This window comes from Streptomyces sp. NPDC020807 (assembly GCF_040641575.1).
Classification (GTDB): Bacteria; Actinomycetota; Actinomycetes; order Streptomycetales; family Streptomycetaceae; genus Streptomyces.
This window is the reverse complement of the sequence record NZ_JBFADU010000002.1, coordinates 104082-122358: the sequence shown is the minus strand read 5'-3', so window position 1 is coordinate 122358 and position 18277 is coordinate 104082. Positions and strand designations below refer to the sequence as shown.

The following is an 18277-nucleotide window of genomic DNA, read 5'->3' as shown; positions in this document are numbered from 1 at the left end:
CGTGGTTCCTTGCCCCACCCGGACGGCGACCTCGTCTGCCCGATCCTCGTAGCACTCTCACCTTCCGAGTGCTAACGCCAATGATTAGCACTCGCCCTAGGAGAGTGCAAGCGACTCTCGACGATCGGGACGAGGATCGGGACGGAGTCACGGGAGGGGTCGGGACGGCCTCACGCGCGGAGGGCGTACGTCCCCGGGAACGCGTGAGGGGCCCGTATCCCCTCAGGGATGCGGGCCCCTCGACGGCGTTGCGTCGGTGGCCGATCGCGCCGCGCTCAGACGGCGAGCTTGACCATGTCCGCCTGCGGACCCTTCTGGCCCTGCGAGATCTCGAACTCGACTCGCTGTCCCTCTTCGAGGCTGCGGTAGCCATCCATCTGGATCGCGCTGTAGTGGACGAAAACATCCGCACCACCGTCGACCGCGATGAAGCCGTAGCCCTTCTCCGCGTTGAACCACTTGACGGTGCCCTGAGCCATGCCTAACTCCCCTATTACTGGCCCTTGCGCGGGCCCCGCACTTCGCGGAACCCGGGTCAGACCCTGCGCCGGAACGCGTCGACCGCCGCTGAATGTATCTGCCCAACTGCCCTGTGCAACAGGCCATTCGGGCGAGAATTCTGGGCACGACGGAAAGGGGAATTGGGGATAATCCCCGGACTTCCGGGGCAAGTCGGGCCCGGCAAAACGCGCAGAACGTACACAACGCTCACGCAGTTTGGCTGCTTCCAGACGTGCGGGGACGCATTCTCATATGCGGGCGGCACGGGCAGCGGAGGGGACTTCCCCAACTCTACCCCGCTCAACCATGCAGAATTGCCCCTTCCGCTTTATGGCGCGGAAGGGGCAATTCACGAAACTCGGAACGACTCGGAAGTGATCAGCCGCCGGCGACGGCCGGGATGATCGAGACGCCCGCGCCGGCCGGCGTGGCCGTCTCCAGGCCCTGCTCGAACCGCACGTCGTCGTCGTTCACGTACACGTTCACGAAGCGGCGCAGCTTGCCCTGGTCGTCCAGGACGCGGGCGGCGATGCCCGTGTGGTTCTTCTCCAGGTCGGCGATGACCTCGGCGAGGGTCGCGCCCTCGGCCTGGACCTCGGACCGCCCGCCCGTGTAGGTGCGGAGGATGGTGGGGATGCGGACGTTCACGGCCATGTCTTCGTACCTCTCGGCGACGCTTGCGGAGCGCGGAATCAGTGGGCCAGGCCCGCGTCGCGGAACGCGTCCAGGCTCGGGCGGATGGTGGCGGTCGCCTGCGAGGTCTCGGCCACCGCGTCCAGGGTCTTGAGGCCGTCACCGGTGTTGAGGACGACGGTCGTGAGCTCGGGGTCGATGAGACCGGCCTCCACGAGCTTCCTGGTCACGCCGACGGTCACGCCGCCGGCGGTCTCCGCGAAGATGCCCTCGGTCTGCGCGAGCAGCTTGATCGCGTCGACGACCTGCTCGTCGTTCACGTCCTCCACGGCGCCGCCGGTGCGGCGGGCGATGTCGAGGACGTACGGGCCGTCGGCCGGGTTGCCGATCGCGAGCGACTTGGCGATCGTGTTCGGCTTCTGCGGGCGGACGACGTCGTGGCCGGCCTTGAAGGCGGCCGAGACCGGGGAGCAGCCCTCGGCCTGCGCGCCGAAGATCTTGTACGGCTTGTCCTCGACGAGGCCCAGCTTGATGAGCTCCTGGAGACCCTTGTCAATCTTCGTGAGCTGCGAGCCGGAGGCGATCGGGATGACGAGCTGGTCCGGGATGACCCAGCCGAGCTGCTCGCAGATCTCGTACGCGAGCGTCTTGGAGCCCTCGCCGTAGTACGGGCGGAGGTTGACGTTCACGAAGCCCCAGCCCTCGCCGAGCGGGTCGCCGATGAGCTCCGAGCAGAAGCGGTTGACGTCGTCGTAGTTGCCCTCGATGCCGACGAGGTCACCGCCGTAGACGGCGGCCATGACGACCTTGCCCTGCTCCAGGTCGTGCGGGATGAAGACGCAGGAGCGGAAGCCGGCGCGGGCGGCGGCGGCGCCGACGGCGCCGGCCAGGTTGCCGGTGGAGGAGCAGGAGAGGGTGGTGAAGCCGAAGGCGCGGGCGGCTTCGAGCGCCTGGGCGACGACCCGGTCCTTGAAGGAGTGGGTCGGGTTGCCGGAGTCGTCCTTGACGAAGAGCTTGCCGGGGGCGACGCCGAGCTCGCGGGCGAGGTTGTCGGCCTGGACGAGCTTGGTCCAGCCGGGGTTCAGGTTCGGCTTCTCGGCGACGTCGGCCGGGACGGGCAGCAGCGGGGCGTAGCGCCAGATGTTGGCGGGGCCGGCCTCGATCTGCTTGCGCAGCGCCTCGGGGTCGCCGGTGGGAAGGTCGTACGCGACTTCGAGCGGTCCGAAACACAGCTCACAGGCGAAAATCGGACCGAGGGCGAAGACCTCGCCGCATTCGCGACAGGAGAGTCCGGAAGCGGGGCCGAGGTCGACGGTGGAAGCTGAATCGGCTTCGGTGGTGTCGGTGACAGCGGGTGCGACGGTCTGTGCAGCCATGGAGGCGAGGCCCTTTCTCCTCATCTTTCGCATGACGAATTTTTCGCCATGCGACGGATTTGGCACCTTCCCTAGCCGGGGGCCTCGCGAGAACGAGACAAACCGACTGGAGGGTTGCCGGGGCTTCAACGGGCCGTTTCCCTCTGCCCCTCTGGATGAGCGGTATTCGATTGTGGAACGCGGTCGGCACCCCGACGTGCATCGGAGATCCGCGTTGCTCAAGACTGTAACCGAAGGCCTGGGTGCTCGGACGGGCCGTCCGTACCGCGAGATGGAGATCACGTGCTGGAAGAGGTGGAGCGCTGGCTGGCCCGGCGGTCCTGGTCCGTGGCCGACCGACCGATGGAGCGCATCCTCGCCGCCAAGCGCAACACGAAGGTCAGCGTCGTGCTGCCCGCGCTCGACGAGGAGGCCACGGTCGGCGACATCGTCGCCGTCATCCGCCGCGAGCTGATGAGCCCGTCCGTGCCCCTCGTCGACGAGCTCGTGGTGATCGACTCGGGCTCCACCGACCGTACGGCCGAGGTCGCCGCGGCGGCCGGCGCGCGGGTCGTGGCGCGGGACGAGATCCTCCCCCGGGTCCCGGCCGTGCCGGGCAAGGGCGAGGTCCTGTGGCGGTCACTGATGGTGACGAGCGGGGACGTGGTCTGCTTCGTCGACGCGGACCTGAGGGACTTCTCGGCGGACTTCGTGACGGGCATCGTGGGCCCGCTCCTGACCGACCCCGACGTGTCCTTCGTGAAGGCGATGTACGACCGTCCTTTCGGGGACACGCCAGGTCAGGGCGGCCGGGTCACCGAGCTGGTGGCGCGTCCGCTCCTCAATCTCCACTGGCCGCAGCTGGCCGGTTTCGTGCAGCCGCTGGGCGGCGAGTACGCGGCGCGGCGCGAGCTCCTGGAACGCCTCCCCTTCCCCGTCGGTTACGGAGTGGAGCTGGGGCTCCTCGTCGACGCGCTGCACACGGTGGGCCTGGACGGCCTCGCGCAGGTCGACGTGGGCGTGCGCAAGCACCGCCACCAGGACGGGCAGGCGCTGGGCCGGATGGCGGCGGCGATCTACCGGACGGCACAGCTGCGGCTCTCCCGCGGGCACCTCGTGCGCCCCCGCCTGACGCAGTTCGAGCGGGGCGACGAGGGCTTCGTCCCGCGGACGTACGACGTGGACACGGAGGAGCGGCCCCCGATGGCGGAGATCGCGGAGTACGCGCACCGCCGCGTGGCGTAGCCCATCAGGAGATCCGTTTTGCCTATATTGCCCCCTTATGTGCAGTACACAAGAAGGGCATGAGAGAAGAAGTAGACGTTTTCCGGGAGCAGCGGCGGCGACCGGTCTCGCCGCCGCCACGCTCGCCTTCGCCTTCGTGTCCCCCAGCGCATCGGTGTCTCCGACTGCATCGGCATCGACGGCATCGGTGAACCCGACCCACCCGACGTATCAGCCGACGTCCTCGCGCACGTCCCCGCCGCCTCCCCCGGCCCCCGGTCCGCAGGGCGGTTCCGGCGGGCAGATGGCGGAGACGGGCAGGAACGGCGAGCGGCTGTGGCTGCTCGGCGCGCTGGGCGTGGCGCTCGCGGCGATGGGCGCGGTGGCGAAGGCGGCGATGCGCGGCCGTCGCGACTGACGAGTGACCGGCCGGCTCCGGTGACTCCCGGTGGCCGAATCAGCCCGTCTCGTATACGTACGTTTGAGCGTTTACGGGACGGGCTAGGTTCGCCATATGGCTACCGTTCTCGTGGCATCCAACCGTGGCCCGGTCTCGTACAAGCTCCAGGACGACGGAGGACTGGACGCCCGCAAAGGCGGAGGCGGCCTGGCGTCGGCTCTGAGCGGCATCAGCTCCCCGGACAACCTGTGGGTGTGCGCGGCGCTGAGCGAGGCCGACCGGGAGGCGGTGAGCCGTGGCGTCGCCGAACCGGGCGTACGGATGCTGGACATCCCGCCCGAGGTCTACGCGGACGCGTACAACGGCATCGCGAACTCGGTGCTGTGGTTCCTGCACCACCACCTGTACGACGTCCCGCGCGAGCCGGTCTTCGACGCGGAGTTCCGACGCCAGTGGGAGTCGTACCGCGCGTACAACGAGGCGTTCACGGAGGCCCTGGCGGCCGAGGCGGCGCACGGGGCGGCCGTCCTGGTCCAGGACTACCACCTGGCGCTGGTCCCGGGGCAGCTCAGGAAGGCCCGCCCGGACCTCAGGATCGCGCACTTCACGCACACGCCGTGGGCTTCGCCCGCGTACCTGCGCATGCTCCCGGACGACATCCGCGAGGAGCTGCTGCGGGGGATGCTGGGCGCGGACGAGCTGGGCTTCCACACGCGGGCGTGGGCGAAGGAGTTCCGGGCCTGCGCGGAGCAGCCGGGCCTGTCGGGGACGCACGTGGCGGTCCACCCGCTGGGGGTGGACGCGGACGACCTCAGGAAGATGGCCCACACTCCCGAGGTGGACGCGCGGCTCGCGGAGCTCCGGGCCGAGATCGGCCCGCGCAGGACGATCGTGCGCGTGGACCGCACGGAACTCTCGAAGAACATCCTGAGGGGCCTGCTGGCCTACCGCGAGCTGCTCACGACCCGCCCGGAGTGGCGGGAGAAGGTGGTCCACCTGGCGTCGGCGTACCCGTCGCGCCAGGACCTGGAGTCGTACCGGGCGTACACGCAGGCGGTCCGGGACCTGGCGGACGCGATCAACTCCGAATTCGGCACGGCGGACTGGCAGCCGGTCCTGGTCTCGGTGAAGGACGACTTCACCCGCTCGCTGGCGGCGTACCGCCTGGCGGACGTGGCGCTGGTGAACCCGGTGCGGGACGGCATGAACCTGGTGGCGAAGGAGATACCGGTGGTCTCGGAGGAGGGCTGCGCCCTGGTGCTCTCCACGGAGGCGGGCGCGTACGAGGAACTCCACGAGGACGCCCTGACGGTGAACCCCTTCGACGTCACGGCCACGGCGGAAGCCCTCCACCGGGCCCTGACGATGCCCCCCGCCGAGCGCAAGGACCGCACCCGGCGCCTCGCGTCCGCCGCCACCGCCTTCCCGCCCCAGCGCTGGTTCCTCAACCAACTGGCGTCCCTGCGGGACCGCTGAGAACCGGCGGGTCAGCGAGGAACGAGGCCGTCGACGTCCAGCGTGACCGTGAAGGGGACGGAGACGTCCAGACGGCCTCGGTGAATCCCGGTCGGGACGTAGGTGCGGGTCATGGTGTCGAGCTCGTACGTGTGCACCACCGGGGTGCCGGCCTCGTCCTCCACCCGCCAGAAGTGGGGAATCCCGGCCTGCGCGTACTTGAAGGGCTTCAGGGACCTGTCGCGGTCCGCCGACTCCTCGGAGACGACCTCGACGACCAGGGCGACGTCCTCCGGCGCGTACCACGTGCGGTCCGGGTCGTACGAGGCCGTGGTCACCAGGATGTCGGGCTCGGGACGGCTCTTCCTGTCGAGCCGGACGGTCATCTCCCGCTCCGCCTCGAACCCTGCCGGCGCGGCCTGCCGCAGGGCGAAGGTCAGGTTCTCCACCAGCCGGGAGTGCCAGGAGCGCTGCGGCGACATCATGAAGATCAGTGCCCCGTCGATGAGTTCGGTGTGCCGAGGGGCCTGAGGAAGGTGATCGAGGTCGTCCGCCTCCCAGCCGCTCGGCCGGGGCGGGATCATCCAGTCGGGGAGTTCGGCGGTCACGGCTTCCTCCAAGCACCGCGGGGAGTCTCCCAGCGTAGTGGACACGTGACCCGTGACCCGTGAGCGGTAAATCCCTGTCGGTTATCGGTACGGCCCTCTCCTCCTGAGGGGTCGAGTCGTGTCAGACTCCGCTTCGATCGTTCCCCCAGGCGATCCGTTTCTCCCCATGGCGCGCACGCAGCGCATCAGACGCATGAGGCAAGCGGAAGGATCGCGACACACGTGAAGAAGATTGTCGTGGGCATGACCCTCGGGTCGGCGCTCACCGCACTCCTCGCCGCCGGGCTCACGCCCGCCGTCGCGCAGGAAGCACGGGACGGCGGGGTCGGGTCGGCGGCGGGGGCCAAGGCCCACCGGTCCGACAACCGGCCCGGGCCGCTCACCAAGCAGCGCACCGAGCTGCGCGAGAAGGCGATCGACCTGATCGCCAAGGGCAAGGCCAGGGCGAACGCCGACGGCGTCGTCGAGGTCGCCGACGGCAAGTTCGTGGAGACCGAGACCACGACCGCCGACCGGCAGGAGAAGATCTTCACGATCCTCTCCGAGTTCGGGACCGAGGGGTCGGGCAAGCTCGGCACCGTTCCCGGCCCGCTCCACAACGAGATACCCCGGCCGGACCGCGGCGTGGACAACTCCAACGCCTGGACCGCCGACTTCGACAAGGGGTACTACGAGAACCTCTTCAACGGCTCCGGCGAGTCGATGAAGACGTACTACGAGAAGCTCTCCAACGGCCGCTACTCCGTCTCCAACGTCGTCGAGGACTGGGTCAAGGTCCCCCACAACGCCTCCTTCTACGGCGACAACGCCGTCGAGGACACCGGCGGCTCGTGGGCCTTCATCCAGGACACCGGCGACGCGTGGTGGAACGCCCAGATCGCGGCCGGCAAGACGCCCGCCGAGATCGACGCCCACCTCGCCCAGTTCGACGTCTGGGACCGCAACGACTGGGACCACGACGGGAACTTCGACGAGCCCGACGGCTACATCGACCACTTCCAGGCCGTCCACGCCGGCATGGGCGAGGACGCCGGCGGCGGCGCCCAGGGCGAGGACGCCATCTGGTCGCACCGCTGGTTCGTGAACGGCGACGACTACGGCCTCACCGGCCCCGACGTGGCCGGCACCCAGAACAAGGGCGGCGGCGCCCGCATCGGCCAGTCCAAGTACTGGCTCGGCGACTACACCACCGAGGGCGAGAACGGCGGACTCGGCGTCTTCTGCCACGAGTTCGGCCACGACCTCGGCCTGCCGGACTACTACGACACCGACGGCGGCGAGAACTCCACCGCCTTCTGGACCCTCATGAGCTCCGGCTCGTGGCTCAGCCACGGCGCCGCCGCCAACGCGGGCATCGGCACCCACCCGGGCCTCATGGGCGCCGAGGAGAAGCTCTTCCTCGGCTGGCTGGACTACTCCGACGCCCCGCTCGGCGCCTCCGGCACGTACACCCTGAACCCGGCGCAGCTCCAGGTCACCGGCAAGGACCAGGCCGTCCGCGTCGCGCTCCCGGACAAGACGAGCAGCACCACCTACACCGCGCCCGCCTCGGGCACGCACGCCTGGTGGACCGGCTCGGCCGACGGGCTCAACCAGTCGCTCACCCGCTCCGTCCCGGCCGCCCCGCGCGTCACCGTCAAGGCGTCCGCCTGGTACGAGATCGAGGCGGACTACGACTACCTCTTCGCCGAGTACTCCCTCGACGGCGGCACCACCTGGGCCCGCGCGGGCGACGCCGTCTCCGGCTCCTCCGCCGGCAAGTGGACGACCCTCCGGTTCACGTACGACTCCGCCGGCAAGCCGTCCCTGTTCCGCTTCCGCTACCAGTCCGACGGCGGCGTCCACTTCGCCGGCGCCTTCCTCGACGACATCAGCCTGAGCAGCGGCGGTACGAGCCTGCTGGGCGACGACGTCGAGAACGGCACCAACGGCTGGACCCCGCAGGGCCGCTGGAAGATCTCCACCGGCACCGAGACCGCCACGTCCCCCCGGTACTACCTCGTCGAGAACCGCGAGTACGTCGGCTCCGACGCGCTCCTCGCCGAGGGCCCGTACCAGTTCAGCAAGGGCGTCACCGCGCCCGACTGGGTCGAGTGGTTCCGCTACCAGAACGGCATGCTGGTCTGGTACGTCGACCGCTCCTTCGACGACAACAACGTCAGCAACCACCCCGGTGGCGGCTCGGCGATGGCCGTCGACGCCCGCCCGGCCCCGTTCACGTACGCCGACGGGACCGCGCCCACCAACCGCCGTCAGCCCTTCGACGCCACCTTCGGCCTCGAGGCGACCGACGCCACCTGCCTCCACAAGGAGGTCCTGGTCGGCAAGGGCGGCAACAAGACCGTCGAGACGCTGGCGGCCTGCGCCCCCTCCGTCGCGGGCATCCCGGTCTTCGACGACACGAACCCGAACGCCTACTACGACACGACGGCCCCCCAGGCCAGCGTGAAGGTCGCGGGCCACGGCGTCCGTGTCACCGTCACCGGTGACGCCGGCGACGACCTGACCATCAGCGTGGTCAACCCGGCCGCCGCCCACTGATCCAGGGCGACCGGCAGCACGACCGCGAGGGCGGTACGGGGCCCCAGGGCTCCCGTACCGCCCTCGTCGGTACCGTCAGGGCAGCTCTCGTACCGCCCCCGTCGGTACCGTCAGGGCTCCCGCACCGCCCTCGCCAGTTCCGTGAGGAGCGCGACCACGCCCGGTGGGCCGTCCACCGCCACGTCCGCGCGCTCCGCGAGCTCCTCGACCTCCGTCGAGCCGCTGCACACCAGCAGGCCCGGCATGCCGTCCGAGCGGAGCTTCTCCACCGCCGCGAAGGCCGGCAGGTCGCCCAGGTCGTCGCCCGCGTAGAGGACGGAGCCCGCGCCCGCCTCCCGGAGGAACTTCCCGAGCGCCACGCCCTTGTCCATGCCGGGGGGCCTAAGCTCCAGGACCATGCGGCCCGGCTCCAGGACCAGGCCGTGATGGGCGGCGAGGTCGCCGAGGGGGGCCTTGAGGGCCTCGAAGGCGGCCTCGGGCGCCTGGGCGCGGCGGGTGTGGACCGCGACCGCGCGGCCCTTCTCCTCGATCCAGACGCCCGGCCACGCCCCGAGGCGGTCGAGGAAGCCGGGGAGCTCGGCGCGGACCGAGGCGACGCCGGGGTGCGGGGCCGCCGCCCGTACGGTGCCGGTGACCGCGTCCCAGCGCTCGGCGCCGTAGTGGCCGAGGACGGTGAGGTGTTCGAGGCCGGGGACGCCGGCGAAGCCGCCGTACCGGACGGCGACCCCGGCGGGTCTGCCGGTCACGACGACGACGGAGCGGACCTCGGGGGCGAGGGCGGCGAGCGCCTCGACCGCGCCGGGGTGGGCGCGGGCCCGCTCGGGATCGGGGACGATCTCGGCGAGGGTGCCGTCGAAGTCGAGGGCGACGACGGCTTCGGAAGGGCGCGCGAGGAGGGCCGCGAGGCCCTCGCGGCCGGAACTGTTGGTCGGATGCGGAAGGCTGGTGACCATGTCCACGACCCTAGCGAGGGTCGTCGCTCACGTCAGCGTGACCGGGGTCATCCCGTACGCCTCTACCGCTTCCCCCGCCGCTCCTCCCTCACCCGTCTCAGGCGGTTCACCGTCACGGGGTCGTGGGCCAGCGCCCTGGGGTCGTCCAGGAGGGCGTTGAGGAGCTGGTAGTAGAGCGTCGGGGAGAGCCCGAGGCGTTCGCGCACGGCCCGCTCCTTGGCGCCGGGGCCGGGCCAGGAGCGGCGTTCGAGGGCGAGGAGGGCTCGTTCGCGTGCGCCGAGCCCGTGGGAGTCCCCCGCCGCCCCACGGGAGTCCCCCGCCGTCCCCCAGGAGTCCCCCGCCGTCTCTTCGCTCATACGCTCAACCTATTACTCGGCGGCCTCCGCCGCCGTCGCCGCCTGTCCGATCTGCGCGAGGACCTCCGCCGGGCGGCCCGCCGGGGTCACCGCCTTGCCGATGTTGCGCTTGACCGTGTCGCTGACCGTCGCCCAGGAGGTCTTGCCGACCGGCGGGAGCTGCGCGTCCGGCAGGGCGGCGAGGAACTCGTGCAGGTGCGCGTACTTCGGGTCGCTCTCCATGGTGGTGGAGGCGCTGACCGTGACGGGCAGCAGGTCGTTGTCCCCGGCGAACTTCAGGACGTTCTCGTCGCTGAAGACGAAGTCGAGGAAGGAGCCGATCTCCGCCCGGTGGCCGTTCTCCTTGAAGCCCATGATCCAGTCGGCGACACCCATGGAGGTCTCGGGCTTGCCGTCGATGCCGGGCAGCGGGACCTGGCCGATCTGGACGCCCTTCTTCGCGGCCTCCTTGAGCAGCGAGGGGTGGCCGTTGAGCATGCCGACGTCGCCGGCGGCGAAGGAGGCGAACGCGGCCTTGCGGTCGAGCTTGCCGGGGGCGACGGGGCCGGTGAGGCCCTTGCCGACGAGCTCGGTCTTCAGCCAGTCGAAGGTGGCGACGTTCGGCGCCGAGTCGACGGCGTACCGGTCGCTGAAGTCGGTCCAGCCGCCCCCGCCGCTGAGCAGCCACATCATGGCCTCGGCCTGGGCCTCCTCGGGGCCGAGGGGCAGCGCGAAGGGGGTGCGGACGCCGTCGTCCTTGAGCTTCCTCGCGGCGGTGGCCAGCTCGGCCCAGGTGGTGGGGGGCGTGGCCTTGGCCGAGGCGAAGAGGGCCTTGTTGTAGAAGAGCGTGCGGGTGGAGGCGACGAACGGCAGGCCGTACTGGACGCGGTCGGTCTCCCCGGCGGCGGCGAGCGGCGGGAGGAAGTTGGCCTGGACCGGGATGGAGAGCAGGTCGTCGGCGGGGTAGAGCTTGCCGTCGGCGGCGTAGTCGGCGTAGGCGCCGATCTGAGCGATGTCGGGGGCGTCGCCCGCCTTGACCATCTCGGCGACCTTGCGGTCGACGTCGGTCCAGGACTCGACGCTGACCTCGACCTTGACGTCGGGGTGGGTGGCCTCGTAGGCGGCGACGAGGTCGTTCCAGTACTTCTTGGTGGTGTCCCCGCCGGTGAGGTCGTAGTCGGCGGCGACCAGTCTCAGGGTCACGGGCCCGGAGTCGCCTCCGAGGACGCCGCACCCGGAGACCGTCGCGGTCAGTCCGAGGGCGGCGGCGGCCGCGGTCAGTCCAAGGAATCGTCGCCGCTTCACGGCTTGTCCCACCTCTTTGCTCGGCTGCTCGTCGTTGAGCGTCGTCATTGCGGCCGTCAGTCTCCCCCGACCGCACACAAGAGGTCTAGTCCACTCGGGTATCGCTTCCGCAACGCCGACGGGACCATGGGCCCACCACCCCTACGGAGGAGGGTCCCGAATTTGTATCCGAACGCAACAATCCTCGGCAGTGGACTAGACCTATCGGGTCCCCGCGCGACAGACTGTTCCACGTGAAACACGTCATCGCCCTGGATGTGGGCGGCACCGGCATGAAGGCCGCCCTCGTCGGGGCGGACGGCACCCTGCTCCACGAGGCCCGTCGCGCCACCGGGCGCGAGCGCGGCGCCGAGGCGGTCATCGAGACCATCCTCGGCTTCGCCGCCGAGCTCCGCGCCCTGGGCCAGGAGCGGTACGGCGAGCCCGCCGCCGCGGCCGGAGTCGCCGTACCCGGCATCGTCGACGACGCGAACGGCATCGCCGCCTACTCCGCCAACCTCGGCTGGCGTGACGTACCCCTGCGCGCCCTCCTCAGCGAGCGGCTCGACGGCGTCCCCGTCGCCCTCGGCCACGACGTGCGCACCGGCGGACTCGCCGAAGGGCGGATCGGCGCGGGCAACGGCGCCGACCGCTTCCTCTTCATCCCCCTCGGCACCGGCATCGCCGGGGCCATCGGGATCGCCGACCGCATCGAGACCGGCGCCCACGGCTACGCCGGCGAGATCGGCCACATCGTGGTCCGCCCCGGCGGCATCGAGTGCAGCTGCGGCCAGCGCGGCTGCCTGGAGCGGTACGCCTCCGCCTCCGCGGTCTCCCTCGCCTGGGCCACCGCCTGCGGCGACCCCGAGGCCGACGCCGCCGACTGCGCGAAGGCCGTCGTCTCCGGCGACCCGCTCGCCACCCGCATCTGGCAGGAGGCCGTCGACGCGCTCGCCGACGGGCTCGTCACCGCGCTCACCCTCCTCGACCCCCGCACCCTCATCATCGGTGGCGGACTGGCCGAAGCCGGGGAAACCTTGTTCACACCACTTCGGGCCGCGGTGGAGGAACGGGTCACGTTCCAGAAGCTGCCCGCCATCGTCCCGGCGGCCCTCGGGGACACCGCCGGATGCCTGGGAGCCGGCCTCCTCGCCTGGGACCTGCTCGCAGCCCGGCAAGGCGAGCACGACCGGCACGACCAGGCCGGTCAGCACGACCAGGCCGCCCGGGCCGACCAGCACGCCCAGCGCCCCACCGACTCGGAGGTTTCCGCCTGATGGCCGATCACAAGGTTCTCGCCGGCGCACACGTCGTGCTGCCCACAGGGATCGTCGAGAACGGACGCGTGATCGTCGACGGCGACCGCATCGCGGGCGCGGCACCCGAGAGCGCCGAGACGATCGACCTCACCGGCCACTGGCTCGTCCCCGGCTTCGTCGACATGCACAACCACGGCGGTGGCGGCGGCTCCTTCACCTCCGGCACGGTCGAGGACGTCCTCAAGGGCGTCCACACCCACCGCCTGCACGGCACCACCACCGTCGTCGCCTCCTTCGTCACCGGCGACATGGACTTCCTCGTCCAGCGCGCCGGGCTCCTCTCCGAGCTCGCCGAGCAGGGCGACATCGCCGGCCTCCACTTCGAGGGCCCGTTCATCTCCCCCTGCCGCAAGGGCGCCCACGACGAGACGCTGCTGCGCGACCCGCACCCCGCCGACGTCCGCAAGCTCGTCGAGGCCGGCCGCGGCCAGGCCAAGATGGTCACCCTCGCCACCGAGCTGCCGGGCGGCATCGACTCCGTGCGGCTCCTCGCCGAGCACGGCGTGATCGCCGCGATCGGACACACCGACGCGACGTACGAGCAGACGGTCGCCGCGATCGACGCGGGCGCCACCGTCGCCACCCACCTCTTCAACGCGATGCCCGGCCTCGGGCACCGCGCGCCCGGCCCCATCGCCGCGCTCCTGGAAGACCCGCGGATCACCGTCGAGCTCATCAACGACGGCACGCACCTCCACCCCGCCGCCCTGGAGCTCGCCTTCCACCACGCGGGCGCCGAGCGGGTCGCCTTCATCACCGACGCGATGGACGCGGCCGGCTTCGGCGACGGCACCTACATGCTCGGCCCGATGGAGGTCGAGGTGAAGGACAGCGTCGCCCGCCTCGTCGAGGGCGGCTCCATCGCGGGCTCGACCCTCACCCTCGACCGCGCCTTCAAGCGCGCCGCGACGATCGACGGCCTCCCCGTCGAGTCGGTCGTCCAGGCGATCTCCGCCAACCCGGCGCGGCTGCTCGGCGTGTACGACCGGGTCGGCTCCCTGGAGCCCGGCAAGGACGCGGACGTCGTCGTCCTGGACGCGGAGTTCACCCTGAAGGGCGTCATGCGCAAGGGCGAGTGGATCGTCGACCCGACGAAGGCGTGAACAGCGCGGGAACGGCAGGCGGTCACAGGTCTGGGCCGCCCGCCGTTCCTTTGGCATGATCGGTGCCCGTCACGTATCGGCACACGGAGGGTGGACAGCCCGTGATCCTCACCGTCACCCTCAACACGGCACTCGACCTGACCTACCGGGTCCCCGCCCTCACCCCGCACGCCTCCCACCGCGTCACCCAGGTGATCGAGCGCCCCGGCGGCAAGGGCCTCAACGTCGCCCGCGTCCTCGCCACCCTCGGGTACGAGACGGTCGCCACCGGCTTCGCGGGCGGCGCGACGGGCGCGACCCTCCGCGAGGCCCTCGCGGCCACCCCCGTACGCGACGAACTCGTGGAAACCGCGGGCGCCACCCGCCGTACGGTCGCGGTCGTCGACAACGCGACCGGCGACACGACCCAGCTGAACGAGCCGGGCCCGAGCATCACCCCCACGGAGTGGACGGCCTTCCGCACCCGCTTCGAGTCGCTCCTCGACGGAGCCGCGGCGGTCGCCCTCTGCGGCAGCCTCCCGCCGGGCGTCCACGTCGGCGCGTACGCGGAGCTGATCCGCCTCGCCCGGACGGCCCGGGTCCCCGTCCTCCTCGACACCAGCGGTGAACCGCTCCGCCGGGGCATCGCCGCCCGCCCCGACCTGGTCAAGCCGAACGCCGACGAACTGGCCCAGCTCACCGGCTCCCGCGAACCCCACCGCGCCACCCGCGACGCCCGCCGCCGCGGCGCCCACGCCGTGATCTCGTCCCTCGGCCCGGAGGGCCTCCTCGCCGCCACCCCCGAAGGCCTGTGGCGCGCGACCCCGCCGACGGCGGTGAAGGGCAACCCGACGGGAGCGGGCGACTCGGCCGTGGCCGGCCTCCTCGCGGGCCTCGTCGACAAAACCCCCTGGCCCGACCGCCTGGCCCGAGCCGTCGCCCTCGCAACGGCGACGGTCCTCTCCCCGGTGGCCGGAGAATTCGACGCGGTGGCTTACGAGAAGCTACTGCCGAAGGTGAGAGTGAGGGAAGAATTCGCCTCTCCGTAGATCATTGGAACTCTGCGATCCAATCCCCCCTCGCAAGCCCCTCACCGCCCACACAGAATCAATTTCAGCCATCCCCCGCACGCGCCCTGGACGACCCGCGAACGGGAAGGCGATAATCCAGGAACTCCACAATTCGATCAGGGGGAAATGCGCATGCGGCGAAACATCGCATCCATCGCGTCCATCATCACGGCATAGCTCGCTCTCGCCGTCTCGATGACCGGGTCCGCCCAAGCCACCGAGTCCGCTATAGACTACGGAATAAAAGGGTGCGGCACTACCGGCGCCTATGGGGACATGTCCTGGACCAACTACTGGGGACCTGGCTCCACGATCAACCTCAAATTCTCGGTGACCGATACCCAGTCCGATGGGTACGGCGCCGCCGTGCGTTTCCTCTCAAAGGACACCTGGGGCAAGGTTCACTACTGGACTTGGCGCAAGAACACCCAAGGTTATGGAAAGACAAGCTACTGGGAGACCACGGCTTCACACGAAAACGGGCTCTTCTATATCGGAATCCAGGTAGCCCGAATAAACAGCAGCACCGGGGCCGTCATTAGCTCCTGCACCAAGTGGTAATTAACGCGAGAGCCGAATCTGCGTGAGGGTCAGCGACCGGTCTCCCCCGCCTCCAGGTAGACCTGGTCGAGGATCGCCTCGCAGGCGTTGCCCGCCTCGCAGGAGAGCTTGAGGGCGTTGGCGCCCTTGTTCAGGTTCACGTAGGCGTACGTGTACGTCCAGCCCTTCTCCCAGTCGCCCTCGGCGGCCTTCGCGAAGTTGGACATGTTCACGTCGCGCGGCGCGGCGCCGTTCACCGTCAGGGACGTCTTGGCGTCCTTGCCGGGAACGCTGTACGTGATGCGGAGGGTGTACGCGCCGGAGTTCGGCACGTCGACCGACCAGCTCGCGGAACCGCCCTCGCCGTTGAACGCCACATAGGCGCCGTTCGTGCCCTTCGCGCCCTTGACGGCGTTGGCCGTGGTGGCCGGCCCGCCCAGCTTCAGCGTCGCCGCGTCCTGCTTCGGGAGTTCGAGTGGGGTCGGTTCCGTGCTCGGCTGGGTGCTGGGCTGGTCGGAGGGCTGCTGGGACGGGGCCGCCGAGGTGGGGCCGCCGGTCTGGCCGCCCGCGTCCGCCTTGTCGTCCTTGTTGCCCGAGTTGCTGATCACGGCCGCGGCGATGCCGACGACCACGACCGCGACGACCGCGACCGCGCCGATCAGCAGACCCCGGGTGTTGGGGCCGCGGCCGCCGCGCTGCGGCGGCAGGGGCTGCGGCGGGACGGGGCGCGTCGGCGGGCCGCCGTAGGTCTCGGGGGCCGCGTACTGCGCGTTCGGCTGGCCGTACGGGGGCTGCTGCTGGTTGCCGTACGGGGACTGCTGCGGCAGGTAGCCCTGCTGCTGCGCCGCGCCGCCGTACTGGCGCTCGCCGACCGTTCTGACCTGGTTGTACGAGGTCCGGGGCACCCCCGGCCGCGCGGGCGCGGGGCCTGGGTAGCCGTAGCCGCCGCCCTGCGGCGCCTGGGCGCCCGCTGCCTGACCATCCGCGTACAGGTAACCGAACGGATCGTCGTCCTCGGGCTTGTTCGCGCCGTCGTTACCGGCAGCCATCCGGGCCATCCTCTCCATGCTCGCCAGCCGTCGCCGACCGGGCCGAGCCTACCTCGAACGGATCAACGCACGGCGCGACCCTTGACAGGAGAGGGGCTGCGGAGCGCCTCAGCCGGCCCTGCGGTGGACCTTCGCGCGGGACCGCTTCTCGACGTACATGCGCTGGTCGGCGGAGTTCAGGACCTCTTCCACGGTCATCCCGCACTCGGCCCAGCCGATGCCGAAACTCGCCCCGACACGGACCGCCCGCCCGTCCACCCGGATCGGCGGAATGATCGCGTTCCGGAGCCGTACGGCCAGGTCGGCGGCGTCCGCCGAACCGAGCCCGTCGGCGAGGACGACGAACTCGTCACCGCCCAGCCGCGCCACCGTGTCCCCGTCCCGCACGCCGGTGGTGAGCCGCCGCGCGACCTCGACGAGGACCGCGTCGCCCGTGTGGTGCCCGAAGCGGTCGTTGATCGACTTGAAGCCGTCGAGGTCACAGAAGAGGACCGCGAGCCCCTTCGTCCCGTCGTCCGTCTCACCGCCCGTGGCGGGCGCGACGGTGTGGACGTGGTGGTCGTACGGCCCCGCGCCGTGCCCCGCGTCGAATCCGAAGCCGTGCTCGTGTTCGTGCTCGTACGGGGACTCGTAGCCCGCCTCGTACCCGGCGGAGTCGTAGCCGGAGGAGTCGTACCCGGAGGAGCCGTACCCGGAGCCGTAACCGGAGTCGTGACCCGGCTCGTAGCCCCCCTCGGGGACCTCCTCGCGCCGGGAGCCGTAGCCCCCGTCGTGGCCGCCGCCCTCGTACCCCGCGTACGCCCCGCCCGCGCCGACCGTCTGGGAGGCCGGGCGCTCGCAGAGCCGGGAGGAGAGCCGGGAGCGCAGCTCGGCGCTGTTGGGGAGGCCGGTGAGGGCGTCGTGCGAGGCCCGGTGGGCGAGCTGGAGCTCGTGGCGCTTGCGCTCCTCGATGTCCTCGACGTGGGTGAGGAGGAAGCGCGGGCCGTCGGCGGTGTCCGCGACGACCGAGTTCCGCAGGGAGACCCAGACGTACGTGCCGTCGCGCCGCCCGAGCCTCAGCTCGGCGCGCCCGCCCTCGGCGGAGGTCCGGAGCAGGGTGCCTATGTCCTCGGGGTGGACGAGGTCGGCGAAGGAGTACCGCCGCATGACGGACGCGGGCCGGCCGAGGAGGCGGCAGAGCGCGTCGTTGGTGCGGAGCAGCCGGCCGTGCTGGTCGCCGCCCATCTCGGCGATGGCCATGCCGGAGGGCGCGTACTCGAAGGCCTGGCGGAAGGACTCCTCGGAGGCCCTGAGGGCCTGCTGCTCGCGCTCCAGGCGGACGAGGGCGCGCTGCATGTTGGAGCGGAGCCGGGCGTTGCTGATGGCGATGGCGGACTGCGAGGCGTACATCTGGAGCGCCTCCTGCCCCCACGGGCCGGGGTGGCGGCCGTTGCGCGGGCGGTCGACGGATATGACGCCGAGCAGCTCGCGGCCGGAGCCGGAGGCGTACATGGGGGCGTAGAGGCGGTCGTGGGGGTGCCACTCGTCCTCGAAGCGCGGAGCGGGGCCGTCGGTGTGCCACTGGGGGACGTCGTCCTCCATGAGGACCCAGCCCTCGGTGTGCGGGATGAACCGCAGGTCGCCCCAGGCGTCACCCATGGCGAGGCGGCGGTCCCAGGAGGCGCGGGAGCCGACGCGGCCGGTGATCAGGGCCTCGGCGGCGGAGCTGCCGGCGAAGGCGGCGACGACGAGGTCACCGTCGGGGCGTACGAGGTTGACGCAGGCCAGCTCGTAGTTGAGGCCGCTCACGACACCGTCGGCGACGGTCTGCAGGGTGTCCGCAAGGCTGCGGGCTGTGTTGAGGTCCGCCACGACCTGATGCAGCTGCCGCAGGGTCGAGAGACGGACGTACGGCTCCGACTCGGTCTCCATCGCTCGCTCTCCCCGAG

Annotated in this window: 16 protein-coding genes and 1 riboswitch; of the genes, 7 read left to right on the top strand and 9 right to left on the bottom strand. The window is 71.0% G+C overall.

Translation table 11 applies throughout. The features are described from left to right. Positions 1-275: 275 nt before the first annotated feature. From AB0G79_RS03610 to thrC, 3 genes are all read right to left on the bottom strand, one after another. Positions 276-479 carry a cold-shock protein gene (locus tag AB0G79_RS03610; RefSeq protein ID WP_015035246.1) on the bottom strand — a complete coding sequence of 68 codons (204 nt, stop codon included), beginning with the start codon at positions 477-479 and terminating at the stop codon, positions 276-278. Positions 480-879: 400 nt separating this feature from the next. Further along, on the bottom strand, positions 880-1155 hold the full coding sequence (locus AB0G79_RS03605) for a MoaD/ThiS family protein (protein ID WP_360799517.1): 276 nt from the start codon (positions 1153-1155) through the stop codon (positions 880-882). A gap of 38 nt (positions 1156-1193) precedes the next feature. Beyond that, on the bottom strand, positions 1194-2534 hold the full coding sequence (gene thrC / locus AB0G79_RS03600; RefSeq protein ID WP_360800559.1) for a threonine synthase: 1341 nt from the start codon (positions 2532-2534) through the stop codon (positions 1194-1196). Then, a riboswitch (SAM riboswitch) is annotated at positions 2528-2672 on the bottom strand. (Overlaps the previous gene by 7 nt.) A gap of 120 nt (positions 2673-2792) precedes the next feature. Between thrC and AB0G79_RS03595 the strand changes: the two genes are divergently transcribed. From AB0G79_RS03595 to AB0G79_RS03585, 3 genes are all read left to right on the top strand, one after another. After that, positions 2793-3734, top strand: coding sequence for a glucosyl-3-phosphoglycerate synthase (locus tag AB0G79_RS03595; RefSeq protein ID WP_360799514.1), 942 nt, complete (start codon positions 2793-2795; stop codon positions 3732-3734). Between the two features lie 187 nt (positions 3735-3921). Then, positions 3922-4131, top strand: a complete 210-nt coding sequence (locus tag AB0G79_RS03590) for a hypothetical protein (RefSeq protein ID WP_360799511.1) — start codon at positions 3922-3924, stop codon at positions 4129-4131. A gap of 96 nt (positions 4132-4227) precedes the next feature. After that, a complete protein-coding gene (locus AB0G79_RS03585) occupies positions 4228-5589 on the top strand; it encodes a trehalose-6-phosphate synthase (protein ID WP_360799508.1) in 1362 nt (453 codons plus the stop codon). Between the two features lie 11 nt (positions 5590-5600). Here the strand turns inward: AB0G79_RS03585 and AB0G79_RS03580 are convergent, their stop codons facing one another. Beyond that, entirely contained in the window at positions 5601-6176 is a 576-nt protein-coding gene (locus AB0G79_RS03580; RefSeq protein ID WP_360799505.1) for a Uma2 family endonuclease, read from the bottom strand. A gap of 222 nt (positions 6177-6398) precedes the next feature. Here AB0G79_RS03580 and AB0G79_RS03575 point away from each other — a divergent pair, with 222 nt between their 5' ends. Next, positions 6399-8717 carry an immune inhibitor A domain-containing protein gene (locus AB0G79_RS03575; RefSeq protein ID WP_360799502.1) on the top strand — a complete coding sequence of 773 codons (2319 nt, stop codon included), beginning with the start codon at positions 6399-6401 and terminating at the stop codon, positions 8715-8717. 110 nt (positions 8718-8827) lie between these two features. On the opposite strand, the gene otsB is transcribed toward AB0G79_RS03575, so the two are convergent. The 3 genes from otsB to AB0G79_RS03560 all read right to left on the bottom strand — a co-directional run bounded on the left by otsB (position 8828) and on the right by AB0G79_RS03560 (position 11358). Further along, positions 8828-9670: a trehalose-phosphatase gene (otsB, locus tag AB0G79_RS03570; protein ID WP_360799499.1), complete on the bottom strand. Its 843-nt coding sequence runs from the start codon at positions 9668-9670 to the stop codon at positions 8828-8830. A 62-nt stretch (positions 9671-9732) separates the two neighbouring features. Next, a complete protein-coding gene (locus tag AB0G79_RS03565; protein WP_360799496.1) occupies positions 9733-10026 on the bottom strand; it encodes a DUF3263 domain-containing protein in 294 nt (97 codons plus the stop codon). Positions 10027-10038: 12 nt separating this feature from the next. After that, a complete protein-coding gene (locus tag AB0G79_RS03560; RefSeq protein WP_360799493.1) occupies positions 10039-11358 on the bottom strand; it encodes an extracellular solute-binding protein in 1320 nt (439 codons plus the stop codon). Positions 11359-11543: 185 nt separating this feature from the next. Between AB0G79_RS03560 and AB0G79_RS03555 the strand changes: the two genes are divergently transcribed. From AB0G79_RS03555 to AB0G79_RS03545, 3 genes are all read left to right on the top strand, one after another. Beyond that, positions 11544-12566: an ROK family protein gene (locus AB0G79_RS03555; protein ID WP_360799490.1), complete on the top strand. Its 1023-nt coding sequence runs from the start codon at positions 11544-11546 to the stop codon at positions 12564-12566. Beyond that, positions 12566-13711 carry an N-acetylglucosamine-6-phosphate deacetylase gene (gene nagA, locus AB0G79_RS03550; protein ID WP_360799487.1) on the top strand — a complete coding sequence of 382 codons (1146 nt, stop codon included), beginning with the start codon at positions 12566-12568 and terminating at the stop codon, positions 13709-13711. The genes AB0G79_RS03555 and nagA overlap by 1 nt, the downstream gene beginning before the upstream one ends. Before the next feature lie 101 nt (positions 13712-13812). Next, positions 13813-14739, top strand: a complete 927-nt coding sequence (locus AB0G79_RS03545; RefSeq protein ID WP_360799484.1) for a 1-phosphofructokinase family hexose kinase — start codon at positions 13813-13815, stop codon at positions 14737-14739. A 611-nt stretch (positions 14740-15350) separates the two neighbouring features. On the opposite strand, the gene AB0G79_RS03540 is transcribed toward AB0G79_RS03545, so the two are convergent. Both AB0G79_RS03540 and cdgB read right to left on the bottom strand, forming a co-directional pair. Next, positions 15351-16349 (bottom strand): CBM35 domain-containing protein, encoded by a 999-nt coding sequence (locus tag AB0G79_RS03540; RefSeq protein ID WP_360799481.1) that lies wholly within the window; start codon positions 16347-16349, stop codon positions 15351-15353. A gap of 108 nt (positions 16350-16457) precedes the next feature. Then, on the bottom strand, positions 16458-18260 hold the full coding sequence (gene cdgB, locus AB0G79_RS03535; protein ID WP_360799478.1) for a diguanylate cyclase CdgB: 1803 nt from the start codon (positions 18258-18260) through the stop codon (positions 16458-16460). Positions 18261-18277 lie beyond the last annotated feature (17 nt).